Source organism: Novosphingobium sp. MBES04, assembly GCF_000813185.1.
Classification (GTDB): Bacteria; Pseudomonadota; Alphaproteobacteria; order Sphingomonadales; family Sphingomonadaceae; genus Novosphingobium; species Novosphingobium decolorationis.
The window spans coordinates 1,098,079-1,116,078 of sequence record NZ_DF850488.1; the positions used below are offsets into that span (position 1 = coordinate 1,098,079).

At 64.1% G+C, this 18,000-nt stretch carries 11 protein-coding genes and 1 pseudogene; 3 read left to right on the forward strand and 9 right to left on the reverse strand.

The genetic code is table 11. The annotated features are described in order from the left end of the window. Nucleotides 1-6: 6 nt before the first annotated feature. From MBENS4_RS04955 to MBENS4_RS24590, 3 genes are all read right to left on the reverse strand, one after another. Nucleotides 7-885: a glycerophosphodiester phosphodiesterase family protein gene (locus tag MBENS4_RS04955; protein ID WP_159108017.1), complete on the reverse strand. Its 879-nt coding sequence runs from the start codon at nt 883-885 to the stop codon at nt 7-9. Between the two features lie 127 nt (nt 886-1,012). Further along, nucleotides 1,013-3,787: a TonB-dependent receptor gene (locus tag MBENS4_RS04960; RefSeq protein WP_039389171.1), complete on the reverse strand. Its 2,775-nt coding sequence runs from the start codon at nt 3,785-3,787 to the stop codon at nt 1,013-1,015. Between the two features lie 67 nt (nt 3,788-3,854). Next, entirely contained in the window at nt 3,855-4,820 is a 966-nt protein-coding gene (locus tag MBENS4_RS24590; protein ID WP_159108018.1) for a glycerophosphodiester phosphodiesterase family protein, read from the reverse strand. A gap of 217 nt (nt 4,821-5,037) precedes the next feature. On the opposite strand from MBENS4_RS24590, the gene MBENS4_RS04970 reads away from it, so the two are divergent. Beyond that, complete coding sequence (locus MBENS4_RS04970) at nt 5,038-8,373, forward strand: S41 family peptidase (RefSeq protein ID WP_039389172.1); 3,336 nt, start codon at nt 5,038-5,040, stop codon at nt 8,371-8,373. 677 nt (nt 8,374-9,050) lie between these two features. Here the strand turns inward: MBENS4_RS04970 and MBENS4_RS04975 are convergent. The 6 genes from MBENS4_RS04975 to MBENS4_RS04995 are packed head-to-tail and all read right to left on the reverse strand — an operon-like array spanning nt 9,051 to nt 16,138. Then, nucleotides 9,051-9,920, reverse strand: coding sequence for a kinase (locus tag MBENS4_RS04975; protein WP_039389173.1), 870 nt, complete (start codon nt 9,918-9,920; stop codon nt 9,051-9,053). Continuing rightward, entirely contained in the window at nt 9,920-10,888 is a 969-nt protein-coding gene (locus MBENS4_RS04980) for a 2-hydroxyacid dehydrogenase (protein ID WP_039389174.1), read from the reverse strand. The genes MBENS4_RS04975 and MBENS4_RS04980 overlap by 1 nt, the downstream gene beginning before the upstream one ends. 9 nt (nt 10,889-10,897) lie before the next feature. Beyond that, nucleotides 10,898-11,812, reverse strand: a complete 915-nt coding sequence (locus MBENS4_RS04985) for a TauD/TfdA dioxygenase family protein (RefSeq protein ID WP_039389176.1) — start codon at nt 11,810-11,812, stop codon at nt 10,898-10,900. Nucleotides 11,813-11,826: 14 nt separating this feature from the next. Beyond that, a complete protein-coding gene (locus tag MBENS4_RS26445; protein WP_340140830.1) occupies nt 11,827-12,429 on the reverse strand; it encodes an MFS transporter in 603 nt (200 codons plus the stop codon). Then, nucleotides 12,354-13,247 carry an MFS transporter gene (locus tag MBENS4_RS26450; protein ID WP_242404785.1) on the reverse strand — a complete coding sequence of 298 codons (894 nt, stop codon included), beginning with the start codon at nt 13,245-13,247 and terminating at the stop codon, nt 12,354-12,356. Before MBENS4_RS26450 ends, MBENS4_RS26445 begins: the two co-directional genes overlap by 76 nt. Before the next feature lie 23 nt (nt 13,248-13,270). After that, a complete protein-coding gene (locus MBENS4_RS04995) occupies nt 13,271-16,138 on the reverse strand; it encodes a TonB-dependent receptor domain-containing protein (protein WP_242404786.1) in 2,868 nt (955 codons plus the stop codon). A 241-nt stretch (nt 16,139-16,379) separates the two neighbouring features. Here MBENS4_RS04995 and MBENS4_RS05000 point away from each other — a divergent pair, with 241 nt between their 5' ends. Together MBENS4_RS05000 and MBENS4_RS27545 are read left to right on the forward strand one after the other, a co-directional pair. Further along, complete coding sequence (locus MBENS4_RS05000; protein ID WP_039389181.1) at nt 16,380-16,910, forward strand: MarR family winged helix-turn-helix transcriptional regulator; 531 nt, start codon at nt 16,380-16,382, stop codon at nt 16,908-16,910. Nucleotides 16,911-17,531: 621 nt separating this feature from the next. Continuing rightward, nucleotides 17,532-17,725, forward strand: a pseudogene (locus MBENS4_RS27545) (IS3 family transposase); the annotation flags it as partial. Between the last annotated feature and the right edge of the window lie 275 nt (nt 17,726-18,000).

The window sequence follows — 18,000 nt, forward strand, 5'->3', positions numbered from 1 at the left end:
GCGCCCTCAGTCACCGGAAATCCGGCACTGGTGCAGCCCCTTGCGAAGCGCGGCGGGATAGTCGGTCTGGATCACCGACACGCCCATGGCGCGAAGATCCGCAAGCCTGCGGCACGTCTCCGCATCATCGCCCTGTGCCATCGCCGTATCGGTGTCGCCCAGCGCGTTGGCCCAGATCCGGGCGGGGAGCGCCACAATCGCCGCGCTTGCCGCGCGGGTCAATGAGGTGGGGTCGCCGTGCACGATGGCAACCGGTGCCAGCCCCCGGTTGATCTCCTCCAACCCCGGGCCGTCTGCACGCAGGCGCGTCATCACCGGTAAGCCCGGCACGAGATGGCGTCCGCCCCGCAGGGTCTCGCTCTCGGAATCGAACAGGATCACCTGGTCCGCCATCCCCAGCCCCTCGACCACGGCCAGCACCGGGGCGATCTTGTCGGTCTTCATGTCGAGGTCGACGAGCGCCTTGCCGCAGGACTTCACGAGCAGTTCCTGCAGGGTGGGCGGGCTCTCGGCGCTACCTTTCAGGCGCAGCGCCCGCAGCTGCGCGTAGGTAATCTGCGCGTTGGAGCCGGTGCCGTCAGTGGTGCGATCCAGCGTACGGTCGTGCATCACGTAGGGAACGCCATCCGTGGTCACGCGCACGTCGATCTCGATGATGTCGGCCTTCTCGGCAATGGCTTCATCCATGGCCGCGCGCGAATTTTCGGGGGCGACCAGATGCCCGCCCCGGTGCGCGGCGATGAGAATGCGCCCGCTCGGATCCGCGCGCTCGGCCTGAAGGCGCGCGATATGCGGGTTTGTCCCGCAGAAGGGCTCGGCCGCCCACGCCGCGGGCGCGGCCAGCGCCAGTGCGGCCACCAGACCTGCACCAAGGAGTGTTTTCATGATCGAAGTTCCCCTGCCCCGCCCGGGGCAATCTGGAGGGATGTAAGGCCAAAGCCGAGGGCCCCAGGGGAACGCATGTCCCGCTGGAGCCCCGCTGTCAGGACCCTGAGGCCAGGGCCGTGCGCGATCAGAAGCGCGCGTTGACGCCGAGCCAGAGAGTACGGCCCTTCTGCGCGCGCTCGGCAAGCAGCTGGCCATCGGGCATCTTGCGGAAGTACTCGATGTCGGTCTTGGTCAGGTTCTGCCCCTCGGCGATCACGGTCACTCCCTCGAGGACCTTGAGGCGGATCTGGGCGGAGAGCTCGCTGCGGTGCCTCGAGTGGATGTCGAAGAGCTGCGAGTCCTCGTTGATCGACTTCAGGTAGTCCCCCACGTAGCTGTAGGCGATCGACGCACCGAACACACTGTCCTCATAGGAGAGTGAGGCGTTGGCGAGAAACTCGGGCTGGCCTTCCAGGCCATCGACATGGCGCGTGGATTCGTCCGCCTGGATCACCGTCTGCTTGCCCTTGATGTAGGTGGCATTGGCGTTGAGCACGAAGTTGCCCAGGAAGCCCGGCGCGATGTCGCGGAAGTCCTGGCGGGCCGAGACCTCGACGCCCTTCAGCGAAGCACTCTGTGCGTTCATCGGGGTGGTGATGCGCGCGGTATAGAGGTCACCCTGGTACTCGAAGCCGTCGACCGAGATGTTCTGGGTGAAGATGAGGTTCTTGATGTCCTTGTAGAAGGCCGCGACCGACAGCATCGAACCCTGGGTCGGGTACCATTCGAGCGAGAGATCGAAGTTGTTCGAGGTACGCGGCTTGAGGTCGGCGTTGCCGCGCGTCACCGAGATGATGTTGTCGCCCTCGACTTCGTCGGGAAGGCCGATCGCTTCCGAGATCGCATAGTAGTTGAAGTTCGGGCGCCCGATGGTCTTGGAGTAGCCCGCACGCAGCACCACGTCGTTGTCGAAACGGTAGCTCGCGATGACCGAGGGCAGGAGGTACTGGTAGGTCGCCCGGCGATGCCCCTCGCTGTAGCTGTCGGCATCCTGCACGCCGCCCACCAGGTTGGCGTCGCGCACCCACAGGTCGATGTCGTTCTCGGTCGCATCGAAGCGCAGACCGGCAAGGACATTGAAGTTCTCGGTGCGGTAGCGCGCCTGCGCGTAGGCCGCGTAGACCTTCTCGTTCAATTCGTAGTCGGAGGAAATGTTGGTGTCGCTGTCGTCCTGGACATCGGTGTAGCCCGCCGCTTCCCAGGCCGCGCGCACCGCCTCGTCGTTGATGAGGAGGAAGTCGACGCGCGGGTCGGTGGTGGCCAGGCGGTCGGGACGGTCATAGCCGACAAGCGTGATGCGATCGCCGCTCGCATCGTAGAGGTTGCCCGCGAAGCGATTCTCGTCGTAACTCTGGTCGGTGTTCTGGAAGCTGGCACCGACATTGAAGCCCAGACCATAATCGTCCGCGGCAAAGTTCTTGCCCACATCGAGGCCGACGAACGTCAGGTCCTGCGCGGCGCGCTGGGTGATGTGCTGGATGTAGCTTTCGTTATAGGTCGCCGGATCGTTGACGTAGTCCGGATCGAGCAGGGTCAGCTGCGGGTTCGCGCTGGACAGGTCGTAGGCGAAGGCCCCCTCTTCGTTGTAGTCGCCCTGGAACTTGGAGCGGTCGCGGATCGTGTTGAGACGTGCACGCGAATGGGTGGCCTTGAAGCTGGCGTCGAAACCGCCGCCCAGGTCCTGCTCGACGAGGCCCGAGACCACGAAGGTCTCGCGCTTCTGGGGCTGGTGCGAGTAGCCCAGCGCAGTACGGCCCATCGCCCAGGTGCCCGAGGTCGCATCCTGTGCAACCAGCCCGGCGCTGTCGCGCGACTGGGCCAGGTACTCGTTCCGGACCTCGTCTTCCTTCTGGTAGAAGTAGCCCGTGTAGAGCGAGGCATAGGTGGCCGAACCGGGATCGTATTCGAGCTTCATCACGCCCGAGGCGCGCTCGACGCTGTCGGTATAGGCGAAGATCTGGTTGCGCGCCGCGGCCGACCAGCCGTTGGTGGTCGACAGGTCGTTGTAGTCGCTGATTTCCTTGCCGTTGTCGTCATAGAGCAGGTAGCTGGAATCGACCGCGCCCGGCTTGTAGTCGTAGTTGCTCGAATTGTAGCGCGCGTAGGAGCCCGACAGGACGACGCCGAAATCGCGGTTGGCGCCGAACACGCTCGAATAGGTGAGGTCGCCGCGAAAATTCTGGCCCTGGTCCTTGTGCGCAAACTGGCCCGCGGTGCTGTTGTCACCGACCGAGGCGCGCGCAACGAGGGTGGTCTTGCCGGTATCGAAAGCGCTCGCCGTGATGAGGTCGAGCTGGCCGCTCAGCGCATGGGGATCAAGGTTGGCGGTGATCGTCTTGGCCGCATCGATCCGGCTGACGAAAGACGGCGGCAGCAGTTCGATGCGCGCGCCGCGGCTGCTCGGCGACGTCGTCGCAAGCGGCATGCCGTCGATGGTGACGAGGTTGTAGCTGGACCCGATACCGCGGATCATGACGCTTTCGGCAAGGTCGGGCGAACGGTCGTCCGAGGTGGCGAAATCGGGCACAAGAGCCACGCCGACAATGCGCTGGGCGACCTGCGCAATGGTGAGATCGGGCAGGAGGCCGGCCTGATCCTGCGCGATGGAATCGCGGATGCCGACCGCATCGCGCTTGGCCTCGATGGCCGCGACGTTGGACGAGCGGTAGCCGGTCACGAGGATCGCCTCTTCGGCGGTATCCTCGTTGGCGCGGTGACGGCGCGCGGTCTCGGGCTCCTCCTCACCGGCCTGCGCCGTGGCGCTGTCGTTGGCCGTCTGGGCATGGAGCGGGGCCGCGGCCAGCATGGCGGCAAGCGCGGGAAGAGCGGCGGTCAGGCCAAGAACATGGATGCGTTTCATGGATACAACTGTCCTGTGAAGCAAAAAGCAGGTTCGAAAATTCAGCGGTGAAGAGAGGGTGCGCGCCTTAGCTCGGCGTGCAGGCGAAGCTGCGCAGGCCGCTTCGCGAAAGGTAGTCCTTGAGGATGCCGGGATGATCGGTCTGGATCGCATCGACACCGTAGGCGACAAGCCGCCCCCACACGGCGTCCGGGTCCTCCAGCGCGGCGCGGTCATCGTAGATGCGCCCCGCCAGGCTGTTGACCCAGTAGCGTGCACAGCGCGCGCGCAGAGCCCCTGTCAGGCGCGGCAGGAACCCCTGCGTCTTGACGTCGATCTCGAAACTGACGGACGCAAGCGCGTCGTAGGACGCGACCGCCGCAACGGGATCATCCGCCATGCCCGGCTCGCGCAGGATCGGCTGGAAGTGGACGTCCCGGACGAAAGGCACGCGCGCCGTGATCGCGGAGGCCGAAGCTTCGGCCTTGAACAGGACGTGGCCGCGCATACCCGCCTCATCCACGATACGCAGGAGAACGGCCGGGTCGACCGCCTTGGCATCGAGGTTGACGAGGACCTCGCCGCCGGTCGCCGCAAGCGCCTCGGCCAGCGTGGGAATGCGCCGCTCGGTCACGGCACTCGTCCCGCCCCTCGTCCTGCCCATCCCTTCGCGCAGGTGCAGCGCGCGCAGGTCCTCCAGCGTCATATCGGCAACACGGCCCGTGCCGTCCGTGGTGCGCGCGACATCCGCGTCGTGCATCAGCACCGGCACCCCGTCCCGGCTGGTGCGCACGTCGAGCTCGACCATGTCGATGCCCATCGCGCGGCACTGCGCGATAGCATCGAGGCTGTTTTCCGAGGTCGCCTTCCAGCAGCCCCGATGCGCAACGACCATGACGTGCCCATCGGGCCCGGCCAGCCGCCGGGCAAGTTCGGCGCTCCGCGCGGAGGGCGCGGCCGCCTGGATCGGCTGCGCCAGGTGCGGCAGTGTGGCAAGACTACAGGCTGCAAGAACGCCGAGCGCTCCTGCACGCACTTTCGTGGCAGAAATCACGTCTGACCCCCCGGTCACTCGCGCGGCGTGTGCCGCGTTCGGAAGGGAGACGTGGCGGCTCCCAAAATCTGACAGGCCGGGACCAGTTTTTTTTCACGCGCGGGTGTGCCCTTGCTCGCGACAGGACTGCGGACGCCGGGTTCCCGGTCATTGCCTATCGGGCAGGCACCCGGCATGGTCCCGCGCAATTCTACAGAGAAAAAGGGGCCCCCAACCCATGAAGACCATGCGCTTTCTCGCCTGCAGCCTGCTTGCTCTTGGCGCCGCGACCGCCGCAACGCGCACGCACGCGGAGGACGGTTTCTACCAGTATCCCAGCGCGCGCGGCGACGTGCTGGTCTTTGCCAGCGAAGGCGATCTGTGGCGCACCGGGCGCGAGGGCGGCAGCGCAATCCGTCTCACCAACCACCCCGCCGAAGAGACCGATGCCCACGTCTCGCCCGACGGCACGATGGTCGCCTTCACCGCCAGCTACGACAGCGAGCAGGACGTCTATGTCATGCCCGTCGCGGGAGGGACGCCGCGCCGCCTGACTTTCGAGGGCGGCCTGCTGCGCACGGTCGGCTGGACGCCCGATGGCCGCGTCATCTATTCCTCGCGGCTGACCGGCGGCGGCCATGGCGAAATCCTCTACACGATTGCCCCCACCGGCGGCGAAGCGAGCCCCATCCCGCTGTGGCGCGCCAACGATGCGACCTATGGCGCGGATGGCACGACGCTGTTCTTCAGCCGCCGGGGCCTCACCGCCCGCGCGCGTGACCACGCGGTGCTCTACCGCGGTGGCGGCATGGCCCAGCTGTGGCGCTGGGACGGCGGCGCCGCGGACGAGGCGGTCCAGCTCCTGCCCGATTTCGGTGCACCGATCCGCTTTCCCATGGCCGCGGACGGCAAGGTCTACTTCATCTCCGACAAGAGCGGCGGCGATGCCCTCTGGTCGGTGAACGAGGATGGTTCGGGCGTGGCCCAGCTCTCGCAGGAAATGCCTTTCCCCGTTCTCCAGGCAAGCCTCGATGGCGACGCGATCTACCTTCAGAACGGTGCGGACATCCACGTCTTCTCGCGCGCCGACAGCAGCCTCCACACCCTTGCCATCGACATCGTCACCGACCGCGCGCAGACCCGCCTGCGCGCAATTGCCGATCCGATGTCGCAGCTGGAAGGCGCGCATATCTCCCCTTCGGGCGAGAGCGTTGCGGTCACCGCGCGCGGCCGGGTCGCCCTCGCCGCGCCAGGTGCCCTGCGCCGTGTCGAGTTCGCCGTACCCCTCACCGCCCGCGCCCGCCAGGCCGTCGCCGGCCCTGAGGGCAAGCGCGTGTTCATGATCCTCGATGAGGGCGAACAGGGAGATATCTACGCCATGTCCGCCGATGGGTCGGGCAAGCCGGTCGCCATCACCCACGGCTACGACGCGCACATCTGGTCCTTCGCCGTGGCACCGGACGGCAGGACGCTGGTGCTGTGGGACAAGCAGGCGCGCCTCCAGAAGGTCGACATCGCCAGCGGCAAGGTCACCCTGCTCGCCCGCAACGACACCGGCGACGACCAGCCCTTCCACGATCTTGCCTTCGCGCCCGGCTCCACCCACATCGCCTATGCCGAGATCGCACGCGCCAACAACGCCAACACCGCCGACATCTTCGTCCAGGACCTCGCCACGGGCGCCCGCGTTCAGGCGACCTCGAGCAAGTACAACGACTATGCCCCCGCCTTCGCGCACGACGGTGCCTGGCTCTATTTTCTCTCGGACCGCAATTTCGCGCCGACCCCGGGGAGCCCCTGGGGCGACCGCAACATGGGCGTCGCCTTCCCCGACCGGGGCGAGATCCACGCGCTCCAGCTCGACCCGTCCGCGCCCTTCCGCTTCCGCGAAGACAACGAACTGACCCGCAGCGCCGAAGAAGCGAAGCCCTCGTCCTCAAAACGGTCCGACGAGGCCGCAAAGGACAAGGACAAGGACGAAGACGACACGGCCACCAGGCCCGCCCGCATCGTGATGGACGGCCTTGCCGCGCGCCTCTACAAGCTGCCCACCGCGCCCGGCATGTCCGGCCTGCTGCTCGCCTCCAAGGATTTCCTCTATACCCGCAAGGGCGAGGATCTCGTCTCGATCGCCATCGACAAGCGCGATCCCAAACTGGAAACCTTCGCCGAAGGAGCGTTCGGCGCTGATCTCTCCGCCGATGGCAAGACACTCCTTGTCGCGCACGGATCGCGCGAGAAGCCCGAACTCGCCCTCGTCCCCGCCAAGGCCAAGCTGCCCGACGATATCGCGCCCGACACCGTGCGCCTCGACGACTGGCGCCTCGCCATCGATCCGGTGTCCGAGTGGCGCCAGATGTTCGTCGATGCCTGGCGCATGCACCGCGATTTCGCCTACGATCCGGCCCTGCGCGGGGTCGACTGGAACGAGGTCCGCACCCGCATCGAGCCATTCCTTGACCGCATCGGCCACCGCGCGGAGCTCAACACCTTGCTGGGCCTCATGGCCTCTCAACTGGGTATCCTCCATAGTCAGGTGCGCCCGGGTGACCTGCCCAGCGACGCGGAAAACAGCGCCATGGCTTTCCTCGGCGCCCGCTACGCGCCGGTCTCGGGCGGCCTTCGCATCGACGAAATCTGGCGCACCGAGGCCGACCTCGTCGCGCTGCGCCCGCCGCTGCGTCGGCCGGGCGTCGACGTGCGCGCGGGCGACGTGATCCGCCGCGTGGACGGACGCCCCATCGCCTCGCTCGCCGACCTGCGCCGTGAACTCGCGGGCAAGGCCGGGCAGGAGGTCCGTCTCGACCTCACCCGCGCAGGCACCTCGATGAGCGCCATTGTCGAGCCGATGACGCAGGACGGCGAAGTCATGGCGAGCTACCGCGATTTCGTGGAGGGACGCCGCCTGGCCACACAGGAGTTGTCGGACGGCAAGGTCGGCTATCTGCACCTGCGCGCCATGGGCCCGGACGACATTGCCAGCTTCGCGCGCGACTACTTCGCCCAGCTCGACAAGGACGGGCTCATCATCGACGTGCGCGGCAACAGCGGCGGCAATATCGACAGCCTCATCATCGGCATGCTGATGCGCCGCCCCTGGGCCTTCTGGGCCAGGCCCGACGGCACGGGCGTACCCACCACCAACATGCAGAACGCCTACCGCGGCCATGTCGCGGTCCTGATCGACGAGCGCACCTACTCCGATGGCGAGACCTTTGCCGCCGCGATCAAGTCGCTGGGCATCGCGCCGCTGGTGGGCACGCGCACGGCGGGCGCAGGCATCTGGCTCTCCGACCGCAACCGCCTCTCCGACAAGGGCGCGGTGCGCATCGCCGAAAACGCCCAGTACGCCGCCGACGGAAGCTGGATCGTCGAGGGGCACGGCATCGCGCCCGACATCGAGGTGGAGAACGGCCCCCACGCCGCATTCGAGGGGCGCGACGCGCAGCTTGAAAGCGCCGTTGCCCTCCTCCAGCGCGGAATCGCTCAGGAGCCGGTGCGCCCGCTCACCCCGCAGCCCCTGCCCCCGCTCGGCACCCCGGCCGGCGACGTCACCCCGCTTCGCTCACGCTAGGCGCCAAGGCACAGACCGCATCGGGGCACGCCCCGGTGCGGTGCCACAGGCACGAGCAAAAGCGGCCTGAAATGGCGTGGCTGCGAACCAATTTTGGGAAAATGGGCGTGGAGCGGGTAAGGGGAAGCCAAATCTTCCATTTTCTAATTTCGTTTCAGAAACTTAGAAAATAGAGGCCAAAAAGCACCCCCAACCGATCCCGGAAATCTTTTGGCTGCAATTGGATCGCCATAGATAGGGATGGATTGGAGCTGATATATTATCATCTTATCCGGAAATTTTGATCATATATTGCGGCGAAGGGAATTGGATTTCAATGCTAGTCGAGGGGATCATCCAACGTCCCATTTAAGATCAACCTTCGATCGTTAAAGTTGTCGCATTTCGACTGCCAGTGGGACCTTTCGGTCTGTCGGCTTACCGGCGAGCGCCCCAGGTTAGCAGACGCTCCCTTTGCGGTGACGCGAGCCCAGGTCAGCGGCCCGGCCTGGGACGTTTTGCCCGGTCTAGAATTGAGCGCTCCGGCGAGAAAAGCGGACGTTCAACGCGCGAGCTGATGACGGCTAAAGGCCGCACAGTTGATCGTGCCTCTGATAGCAGCTTTAGCCCTCCGAAGTGCAGGAGCGCGACGACCTCGATCATCTTGAGCAATTAATTTTTATATTCCGCTGTGTGGCTCAAGGTTGGCTGGCCACAACGTTTTGCGTGCTATCGAGATCGAAGACCATATCCGCGCGTTGCGGCATTTCTGCAAACATGTGGCGGGTCAGCCGCTCATAATGGCTGATGAAGCGCCGCACGGCTGGCTCGTCCATCACCGCCGGCGCATCGGGCGAAGACCTGCGCAGCTTTTCCTCCTGAAGCAGGCGGTTGCTCAGCACATGGTCGAAGGAGGGTGGCTTTAGCATGATCAGCCGATCGATCCGCGAAAACCACTGCGCATAGGAAGCTTCAAGCAGGGCATTGGCGTGGCTGCGCCAGATGCCGTCCGCATCCTCCTGCGCTTCGAGTTCGTTGAGCGGCTTTGCCAGATCGGCGGGCAACTGCGGGGTCGCGCCGATGCACCAGCCTTCGAGTAAGACGATATGCACGGGCGCTGCGTATCGCGTCCGATCGGATACCGGCAGCCGATCGTCCAGCGCCTTGCTGAAGCGGGGGATCGCGGTGTCCCGCCCGGCGACAAGATCGTCCATGACCGAAAGCGCCAGTGCCACGTCATGCGTGCCTGGAACACCGCGCGTGCGAAACAGCGGATGGATATCCCGCGCCATCGCTACGCGTTCGGCACGTGTCAGGTAGAAATCGTCCAGCGAGAGGGTGACGGCGGCCAGTCCGCACTCAGGCAGCAGCGCTTCTGCAAGGAAACGGCAAAGGGTGGACTTGCCGCTGCCCTGCGCACCGTTGACCCCCACGATCAGGGGGCGCCCGGCCTCAGCATGCCAATCGCCGATCCGACGTGCGAGTGGCCGCCACCAGCGATCGACGATTTGGGTGTAAGTCGCTGGCAGGCGTTCCGCCGCCATCAGATCGGCTATCGTCTTCGCCATCAAAGACTGTCCCGCGGCACCCGTCCTGCATGCCAGTCATCCAGATTGGCGAGTGCGCGCATGCCCATCGCTTCGCGTGTTTCGCGCGTCGCGCTGCCCAGGTGGGGCAGCAGCACGGTGTTCGGCGCGACGAGAAGCCGTTGCGACACATGCGGCTCGCCCACGAAGACGTCGAGGGCAGCCCCCGCAATCCCGCCGCTTTCCAGTGCATCGGCCAGCGCGACCTCGTCTACCACGTCGCCTCGCGCGGTGTTGATCAGGACGGCGTGGGAGGGCATCTGCTCCAGGACGGCCGCATTGATCATGTTGCGCGTCTCTGCACCGCCCGGAATATGCAGCGACAGGAAATCGCACTGTTGCGCCAGTTGCGTCAACGAGGCGAAATAGCGTGCGTCGAACCGCTTCGCATCCTCAGGTTTGGGCCGGCGCGAATAATACGCCACGTCCATGCCGAAGCCGAACCGTGCCCGTTCCGCCATGGCCTGCGCGATCCGGCCGAAGCCGACGAGGCCCAGCGTCTTGCCGCGCAGGCCAGTGCCCAGCAGATGCGTGGGGCGCCAGCCCGTCCATTGCCCGGCGCGCAGTTCCCGCTCACCTTCGCCCGCGCGGCGTGCGGCCATCAGCATGAGCGTGACGGCGATGTCTGCGGTGGCATCGGTCAGCACCCCCGGAGTGTTGCTGACGATGATGCCCGCAGCCTTTGCCGCAGCAAGATCGACATGTTCGAACCCTGCACCATAATTGGCGATCATGCGAACTCGCCGTCCTTCCACGGACAGGATGCCGGCAGGCAGTTTGTCCGTGATCGTAGGCAGGATCGCATCATATTCGCGCATGGCTACGGTCAATTCGGCTTCGCTGAGCGGGCGGTCATCGGTGCTCAGCGTCGCGTCATAGCGCTCGGCCAGCAGCGCTTCGACGCGCTCGGGCCAGCGCCGGGTAAGCAGAATACGGGGTTTTGCAGACATTGGTAAGGCTCAGTTCGTGGGGGTCGAGGCAGCGAAATAGGCTGTGAACGGATCGTCCGCGTGCTCGGGCGCATCGCCTTCGCGCACGGTGGTGCGGCGCATGTCGCGACGCTCGTTGAAGAGATCGAAATCGCCGCCGCGGTGCATGGTGGTAAGGTTGTCCCAGATGACGAGGTCGCCCGGTTCATAGGTGACGCCGAACGTATATTGCGGTTGGGTGGCGAATTCGATCAGATATTTGATGAGCGCGCGGCCTTCATCGCGCGGCATGCCCACCACATCCATGGCATGGCTGCCGATATAGATCGCGGTGCGGCCCGTGGCTTCCTGCGGCATGATCATCGGTTGAAGAGCCTTGGGACGCTCGTCGATCTCTTCCTCCGTGATTGGGAAGCCAGCAAGCAGACGCGAATACCAGAGCGAATGCTCGGCCTTGTGCGTCTTGATTATCTCTCGGATCTCGGCGGGCAAATCCTCGTAGGCCGAACGCATGTCGGCAAAATAGGTCAGTCCGCCCTTCTTGGGCACTTCATAGGCCAGCAGCAGCGAATAGGCCGAGCGCAGTTCCATGAAGGAACTGTCGGTGTGCCAGAGACGGTCGCCCTTCTTGTGCAGCACCATGTTCTCGTCGACCAGGATCTCGCCGGCGGGGGTCAGATTGCTGGCGTCGAAGATCTCCGGCGTATCGGGATGGCGGCGAGGACGGTTTTTGACTGCCGGGGCCGTTTCCAGATGGCCCAGGCTACGGCTGAACGCAACATGGGTTTCATTGTTGAAGCCGGTGCCGCGAAGGACGCACACGCCCCATGTGTTCATCGCATCGATGAGTTCGGCAAGAGCCTCCTCGCTCAGCGGCTTGCTGAGATCGAGGCCGGAGATTTCCGCGCCGAAGCGCGGGGTGATGGGTGTTGCGGTAAGAGCCATGTGCTGTTCCTTGTTTACGGCTTGGTCGCCAGCGCCTCAGCGGGCAGGGCGATGTTGTCGGTGGAGGGGGGGACGGCGGGGTTCGACGTGCGGCGGCCTGCGCGGGCGAGCAGGACAAGAGAGACGGCGGTCAGAAGCGGGGTCGCCGCCAGCAGTACGAACAGGAAGCGCGGTGCTACCTGCGTGGCGAGCAGATAGCCGCCCAGCAGTGGTGCGAAGATGGAGCCGATCTTCGCGACGGAAGTCGCCCAGCCTGCACCGTTCGCCCTGATCGCGCTGGGGTAGTAGATGCCCGCGATCGAATGCATGCCGAAATGCGTACCACTGATCATCGCCATGCTGAGCAGGGCGAAAATTGCCAGCCCCTGCAAGGAGACAGGCGCCAGCCCCATGAGCAGCAGCAGCGGTGCTGCAAGCATGGGATAAATGGCGATCGCGATCGGCCCGAAGCGATCCGTGAAACGCATCAGAACCAGGCCCGCAAGCGATCCGCCGATCGAGCTGACCGACATGATCATCGTCGCCTGCGTACGCGTGAAGCCTACATCCTCAAAGATGATCGGCCCCAGTTGGACTTGAAGTACACCGCCATCGAACTGCCGATATAGGCAAGCCAGAGCAGGGAGGTCATCAGCCGTAGGTTTCCTTGAAACAGGGAAGACAAACGGAAATCCGTCCCCTCCGCCGCGCTCGCCTCGTCCGGCACGACGAACCTGTCCTTGGCGCGCGCGCCCAGCCCCGGCTCCAGTGCATTGAGCGCCTTGGCAATCTTGTCGGGAGAGCGCCCCTTCACGGCCAGGTGGCGCGCGGATTCGGGCAGCAGCAGGACCAGCACGGGCACCAGCACCAGCGTCACGATACCGGACAGTAGGAAAACCGATTGCCAGCCGAAATGCGGCGCCAACCAGATCGTGAACGGCCCCGCTACAATCCCGCCGAGAGTATATCCCATCATGATGATCGTGACGGTCGTAGCGCGGTAACGGCTTGGCGCGTATTCGATGTTAAGCGCCCAAGTCAGGGGCATCAGCCCGCCAAGCGCGATGCCATTCAGAAACCGCAGGATCATCAGCATATGCATTTCCGGCGCCAGTGCCATTGCCACGCTGGTCGCCCCGAAAGCGGCGACGGACGCGATGATGATCGGCCGCCGGCCAAAGCGATCTCCCAGCCATCCGAACGCGATGCCGCCGAGCATCGCGCCGAACACACCGGCTGAAAACAACTCGCCCAGCGAAATCGCATCCGCTCCGAACCCCTCGCGCAGATAAGGGGCCACAAACGAAATGACGAGCATGTCGAAGCCGTCGAGGAACGTGACAGTCCATGAAATCGCGATCAGGCGGATGACGAACGCATTGATCCTTTGGCGCTCGATCACATCGGTCACCTGAATGCTGACGGGTGGTGAGGAATGCTGCGTTGCGTACGTCATCCTGGCTATCCCGATCCCGTGCCTTACCCGCCGAAGTGGAAGCGGGCGCCGACCTTGAACGCGCGGCCGACCGGATCGAACAGGATCTGGTTCGTACCGCCCGAAGGTCCGGGGATCGCCGGCGGGTCGCGGTCCAACACGTTGTTCATCGTCGCGAAAAGCTGGAAGGTCTGGCCATTTCCGGTGTCGATGTTCAGGCGTGTCGTGAGGTCGAGATAGAAGCGGGCGGGCACCTTGTTGTTATCGACGCTGTTGGGCAGTGTGGGCGAATAGCCCTCCTGATCCGGCCCGATGAAATTGGTCCAGTAAATGCCCGAGGGGATATACCGCCCATGGCCCGTCAACTGGAACTTGCCCTTCGTCCAGGTTACGACGCCGTCCAGCACATAGTCCGGAACGCCGGGGATGGTCCCGGTGCGCACGCCGGTCTGCCCGGCGCGGTCGACGGCCCCCAGCGAGTCCACCGTCGTCAGTTCCTGCGTAATGTTTGCGATCACCTGGGCGTTGAGGTCGCCCAGCGAGCCCAGCGGCTGGCGGTACTGCATCTCGATGTCAAAACCGCTGGTCTTGAGCGCATTGGAATTGAGAATGACGTCCCGAACTTCGACGATCTGATTGTCGGCATCGCGGGTGATCTGGCTGCAGAAGCTGGTCGCCCCTTGCGCACAGCGGTTCACCAGCGTCTGCGCGCCCAGCGCGCCGATGGCACCTGCTACCTTGATGCTGTAGTAGTCAACCGACAGACGCATCCGCTGCAGGAAACCGGCCCGAGGCGTGATGACGGCACCGAGCGTCCAGCTGTCAGCCTTTTCGACCGAAAGATCGGCATTGGATCCGGTGACGACGAAAGGGTTGGTCTGCAAACCGCCGTTGAGCGGGTCGGACAGGCCGATTGAACGGCGCGTCTGGGGCCCGAACAGCTCGAAGATGTTCGGCGCACGGATATCGCGCGAGCGCGTGCCGCGCAGGCGGATGCCGTCGATCGGTTCGTAGACCACGCCGGCCTTCCAGGTCGTCACCGATCCGGTGGTGCTGTAATTCGTGCGACGCACCGCGCCGTTCAGATCCAGCGCATAGCCCATCGCCGAATCTCGCAGCACGGGAACGGCGACTTCACCAAAGACCTCCTTGACGGTGACGCCGCCTTTCAGCGCCGAGCCGTTCAGCGAATAGAACCCGTTGGCGGCCGAAATCGCATCGGCCGTACCGTCCACCGTATCGCGTCGATATTCCGCACCCACCGCGACGGTAACCGCACCCGCCGGCAGTTCGAACACATCGCCGCGCAAGTCCACGCCCGCCACATGCTGTTCGTTGACCGTGCGCTGCAGGCCGTCTCCGGTGATGTAGCCGGCAGCAGCCTGGCTGTACTGCCCCTCACCAAAGGGATTGAACGGCACACACGCGGGATCGTCGTTAGCCGTGCTGGAATCGGCGTTGACCCGGCAGACAATCTGCCCGCCCGATTGCACCGCATCGGTTGCCTTGCGTAGATTGGCGAGGTTGACGAGGTTGGTTGCGCGCTGGGTGAAGTTGGTGCGGCCATACTGATAGAACGCGCTGGCGGTCCACGTGTCGCTCAACCTGGCTTCAAGGCCGAGAACTCCGCGGTAGGTTTCCGTCGTGGAGGTCGCACGGCCAGGGCCAAAATCGAATGCGGCCTTGCCCAGGACGAAGGAATCCACGCCATTGGCGTCCATCACGTCTGCTACCGCCTCAGGGATGAACGGGTTGTCCCGCGTGATCCGTCCCATCAGCGAACCGTTGAAATCCCTGAAGATCGCGCCGTTGACGGTGCCTTTGACGCGGCCATAGGACACGTCCGCCGTCAGCGTGACATCATCGGTCAGTTCCGCGGTCAGCGCGCCATAGGATGACACTCGTTCCAGCGGTACCTTCAACTGCAGCGCGGAAATGAAGCCGTTGCGGCCCTGCCCTTCGCCGCCCAGCATGAACAGGGGGCCAACCAATTCGCCATACTGAAACTGGCCGGGCGTGCCATCGGCGAGGAACTTCGTGCCACGCAAGGGGTCGGTCGCGGTCGTGCCGATCGCCTGACCGGCCGCATTGTAGGAACGGTTGATCAGACCACCGGGCGCCATGGTCGATGTGTTGACGCCGCCGATGATGAGGTTTGCGGGCAGGCCGCCCGCGCCGGGCGTGTTCCCCAGGATCAGCGTCTGGCTGTTGCACCAGCTACGCGTGGTGCAATCGCCCATCCCTGCCAGCTTTTCATATTCCACCGCACCGATCACGTGGATCCGGTCCGTCAGGCTGGTGCCGCCCGAAAGGCTGGCGAACAAGTTGCCATCGTCGCCGCGCTGGGAGATGCCCGCGCTGAATTCTCCGTCCAGCCCTTCCTTCCTGCGGTCCAGCACGAAGTTCACGACACCGGCAACGGCATCCGAACCATAAGCCGCCGACGCGCCGCCCGTCACCACATCGACCGTGCGCAGCAGCGAGGACGGGATCAAATTGGTGTCGACCGAACCTTGGGTCGTGCTGGGCACGAAGCGCTTGCCGTCAACCAGCACCAGCGTGCGCTGGGGATCAAGGCCACGCAAGTCGAGCAGGCGGGCACCGATATTCCCGCCCTGATTGGTCTGCGCGGCCGGGCCGCTCGATGCGCGGAAGCTGGGAAGCTGGTTCAGCGCTTCACCTGCGTTGTTGATACCGAGCGCATCCAGTCGTTCGGCACTAATGGACGTGACTGGCGTGGGCGCCGAGAAATTGGAACCCAGACGGGTTCCCGTCACCACGATATCGTTTGCCGACACGGCAGCTTGTGGCGCTGCCTCTTCCGGTTCCGACTGCGCCGCGGCGCTATCCTGCGCTGCCGCCACATTCGGGGACAACGCCATCGTGGTACCGATAATGGCCAGGATACTCACACGTGTACGCATCGTTTGCGCGCTCGGTCGCATACTCCAACTCCCTCTCCCGGCCTTCTCTTGCGGCCTTATGGCGCGAATTTATGTATCTAGGTACATATCTTGTCAACACATACGTACCACAGTACCAATTGCCCGTGGAAATCGGCGTGTGGCAGAAGTCCGCCAGTGCCGTTAAAGGCAAGAGACATGAGGCAGTGTTCGTGGACGTGCGGAGGCCTGCCTTTGCAATGGAGCCCAAATGCCTTCTGACTCAACGGATGGAGCCTCTCCCTTCGACATCACAACGCCGCAATATCGCGCCTATTTTCCGGAAGGTTCGCGCGACGATGTGGAGTTCCGTCTCACCCGTATGCTGTCTTTGTCGGCAAGGCGCTGGGGCACGTATGTCGAAAGCCGAATGCTGGCCGCGACGGGCGAATCGCGATCGCGGTGGCAAACACTGTTCGTGCTCAGCGTGGCAACGCCGCCGATCACGACGTCGCTTCTGTCCGCGCGTTTGGCCATTCAGTGGCCGCCACTGATCAGAACGTTGAATTCGCTGGAGGAAGACGGTCTCATCCGGCGGATCGAAAACCCTACCGACAGACGCTCGCGCTATATCGAAATCACGCCTGCCGGGACCGAGGTCGTCAACAGAGTGCAGCCTGTGTTGTCCGAAATCCGAAGCGCGGTGTTTGGCAGCCTTAGCGAAGAAGACATGCGCCTCGCCACCCGTGTTCTGGAAGCGATCGCGGTTGGAGTTTCGGACGCACAGGAAGCCCTTGGCTGACATGGGCATCGTAGAGATAGACGATGTGTGGATTTACGCCGGCAAGTTTAGGATGAGAAATGAACGTGCGGTGACAAATAAAATCGCGATAGCAAGGGGGCAGAATGGGCTTTGCTGCGCAAATGCCCGGGGGATTTTGTTCGCGAATCCAAGTGGTTAAAGGGCTGCGATGAGCAAACCGCCCAGGGCAAGGTACCGCACGACAAACTGGAAGTTCCATAACCCCGCTGAGCGCCTCGCGCACGCTCGCCAGGCTGGTTTCAAGCGCGTGGTCACCCGTGGCGGCGACATTGGTATGCGACGGGGCCGTCTTGACGCGCCCTTGTCCAGTCCGTGAATGATGTGAAAGCGGCGCGGGAGGAAATGGACAGTGTCGCCCGACGTATCGATCTCGATGTCGTGCGGTCGCACGAGGTGGCCACCAGGCAGACGCGTGCTTTCGCCCACGAAGCGGGCGACGAAGGGGCTGGCGGGCGCCATTTAAATCTCCTCAGGTGAGCCGACCTGCTAGATTCGTCCGCCCTCCATCACCACCACACGATCCGCCAGTTCGAGTGCCTTTTCCTGGGGGAGACACAAGAGGTGATCTGGAGAATCTGCACACGGAGATAATTGGATTTCCTGCGCCAGGAGGGCGTTGAGATCGGTCGCTGCTAAATGTCGCGAGCCTAACGAAAAAGATGGCGATCAAAGCGATCTATCGCCGTCCCAGCACCTTCAAGCCGGCGCCAGGACACAAGATCTAGCCCTATCTCCTGTCCAAACTTCCGATCGTGAGGCCCAATCAGTTTGGGCGAATTCCCATGGCTCGGGGGCACGCCACTGGGCTCCTACAATGCCTGAAGACCCCATTCGAGCCTCGGCGGGCGTACGCCAAGCCAAGACGATTGACTGCGGCTTTCCCGCACCGGGAAGCGGTCATTCAGATTTCGACGGAGTCTGGGACGTTGTCACCGCTTCCAATTTGCCCATCAAACGACGACTCTCAGCGTGCCCCTTCAGAAAAGCAGACAGCCCGGATCTGGGAAGCAAAAATTGCCTGAGGAGAGTCTGAAATGGGGCGTTGGCGCGATTTGCGTTCAGGCGTCTC

Coding starts and splice junctions, on each gene's coding strand:
- MBENS4_RS04985 (WP_039389176.1), bottom strand. CDS start 11,812: ATGGCTCTTACCGCAACACCCATCACCCCGCGCTTCGGCGCGGAAATC.
- MBENS4_RS04960 (WP_039389171.1), bottom strand. CDS start 3,787: ATGAAACGCATCCATGTTCTTGGCCTGACCGCCGCTCTTCCCGCGCTT.
- MBENS4_RS04955 (WP_159108017.1), bottom strand. CDS start 885: ATGAAAACACTCCTTGGTGCAGGTCTGGTGGCCGCACTGGCGCTGGCC.
- MBENS4_RS04970 (WP_039389172.1), top strand. CDS start 5,038: ATGAAGACCATGCGCTTTCTCGCCTGCAGCCTGCTTGCTCTTGGCGCC.
- MBENS4_RS04975 (WP_039389173.1), bottom strand. CDS start 9,920: ATGGCGAAGACGATAGCCGATCTGATGGCGGCGGAACGCCTGCCAGCG.
- MBENS4_RS26450 (WP_242404785.1), bottom strand. CDS start 13,247: ATGACGTACGCAACGCAGCATTCCTCACCACCCGTCAGCATTCAGGTG.
- MBENS4_RS04980 (WP_039389174.1), bottom strand. CDS start 10,888: ATGTCTGCAAAACCCCGTATTCTGCTTACCCGGCGCTGGCCCGAGCGC.
- MBENS4_RS05000 (WP_039389181.1), top strand. CDS start 16,380: ATGCCTTCTGACTCAACGGATGGAGCCTCTCCCTTCGACATCACAACG.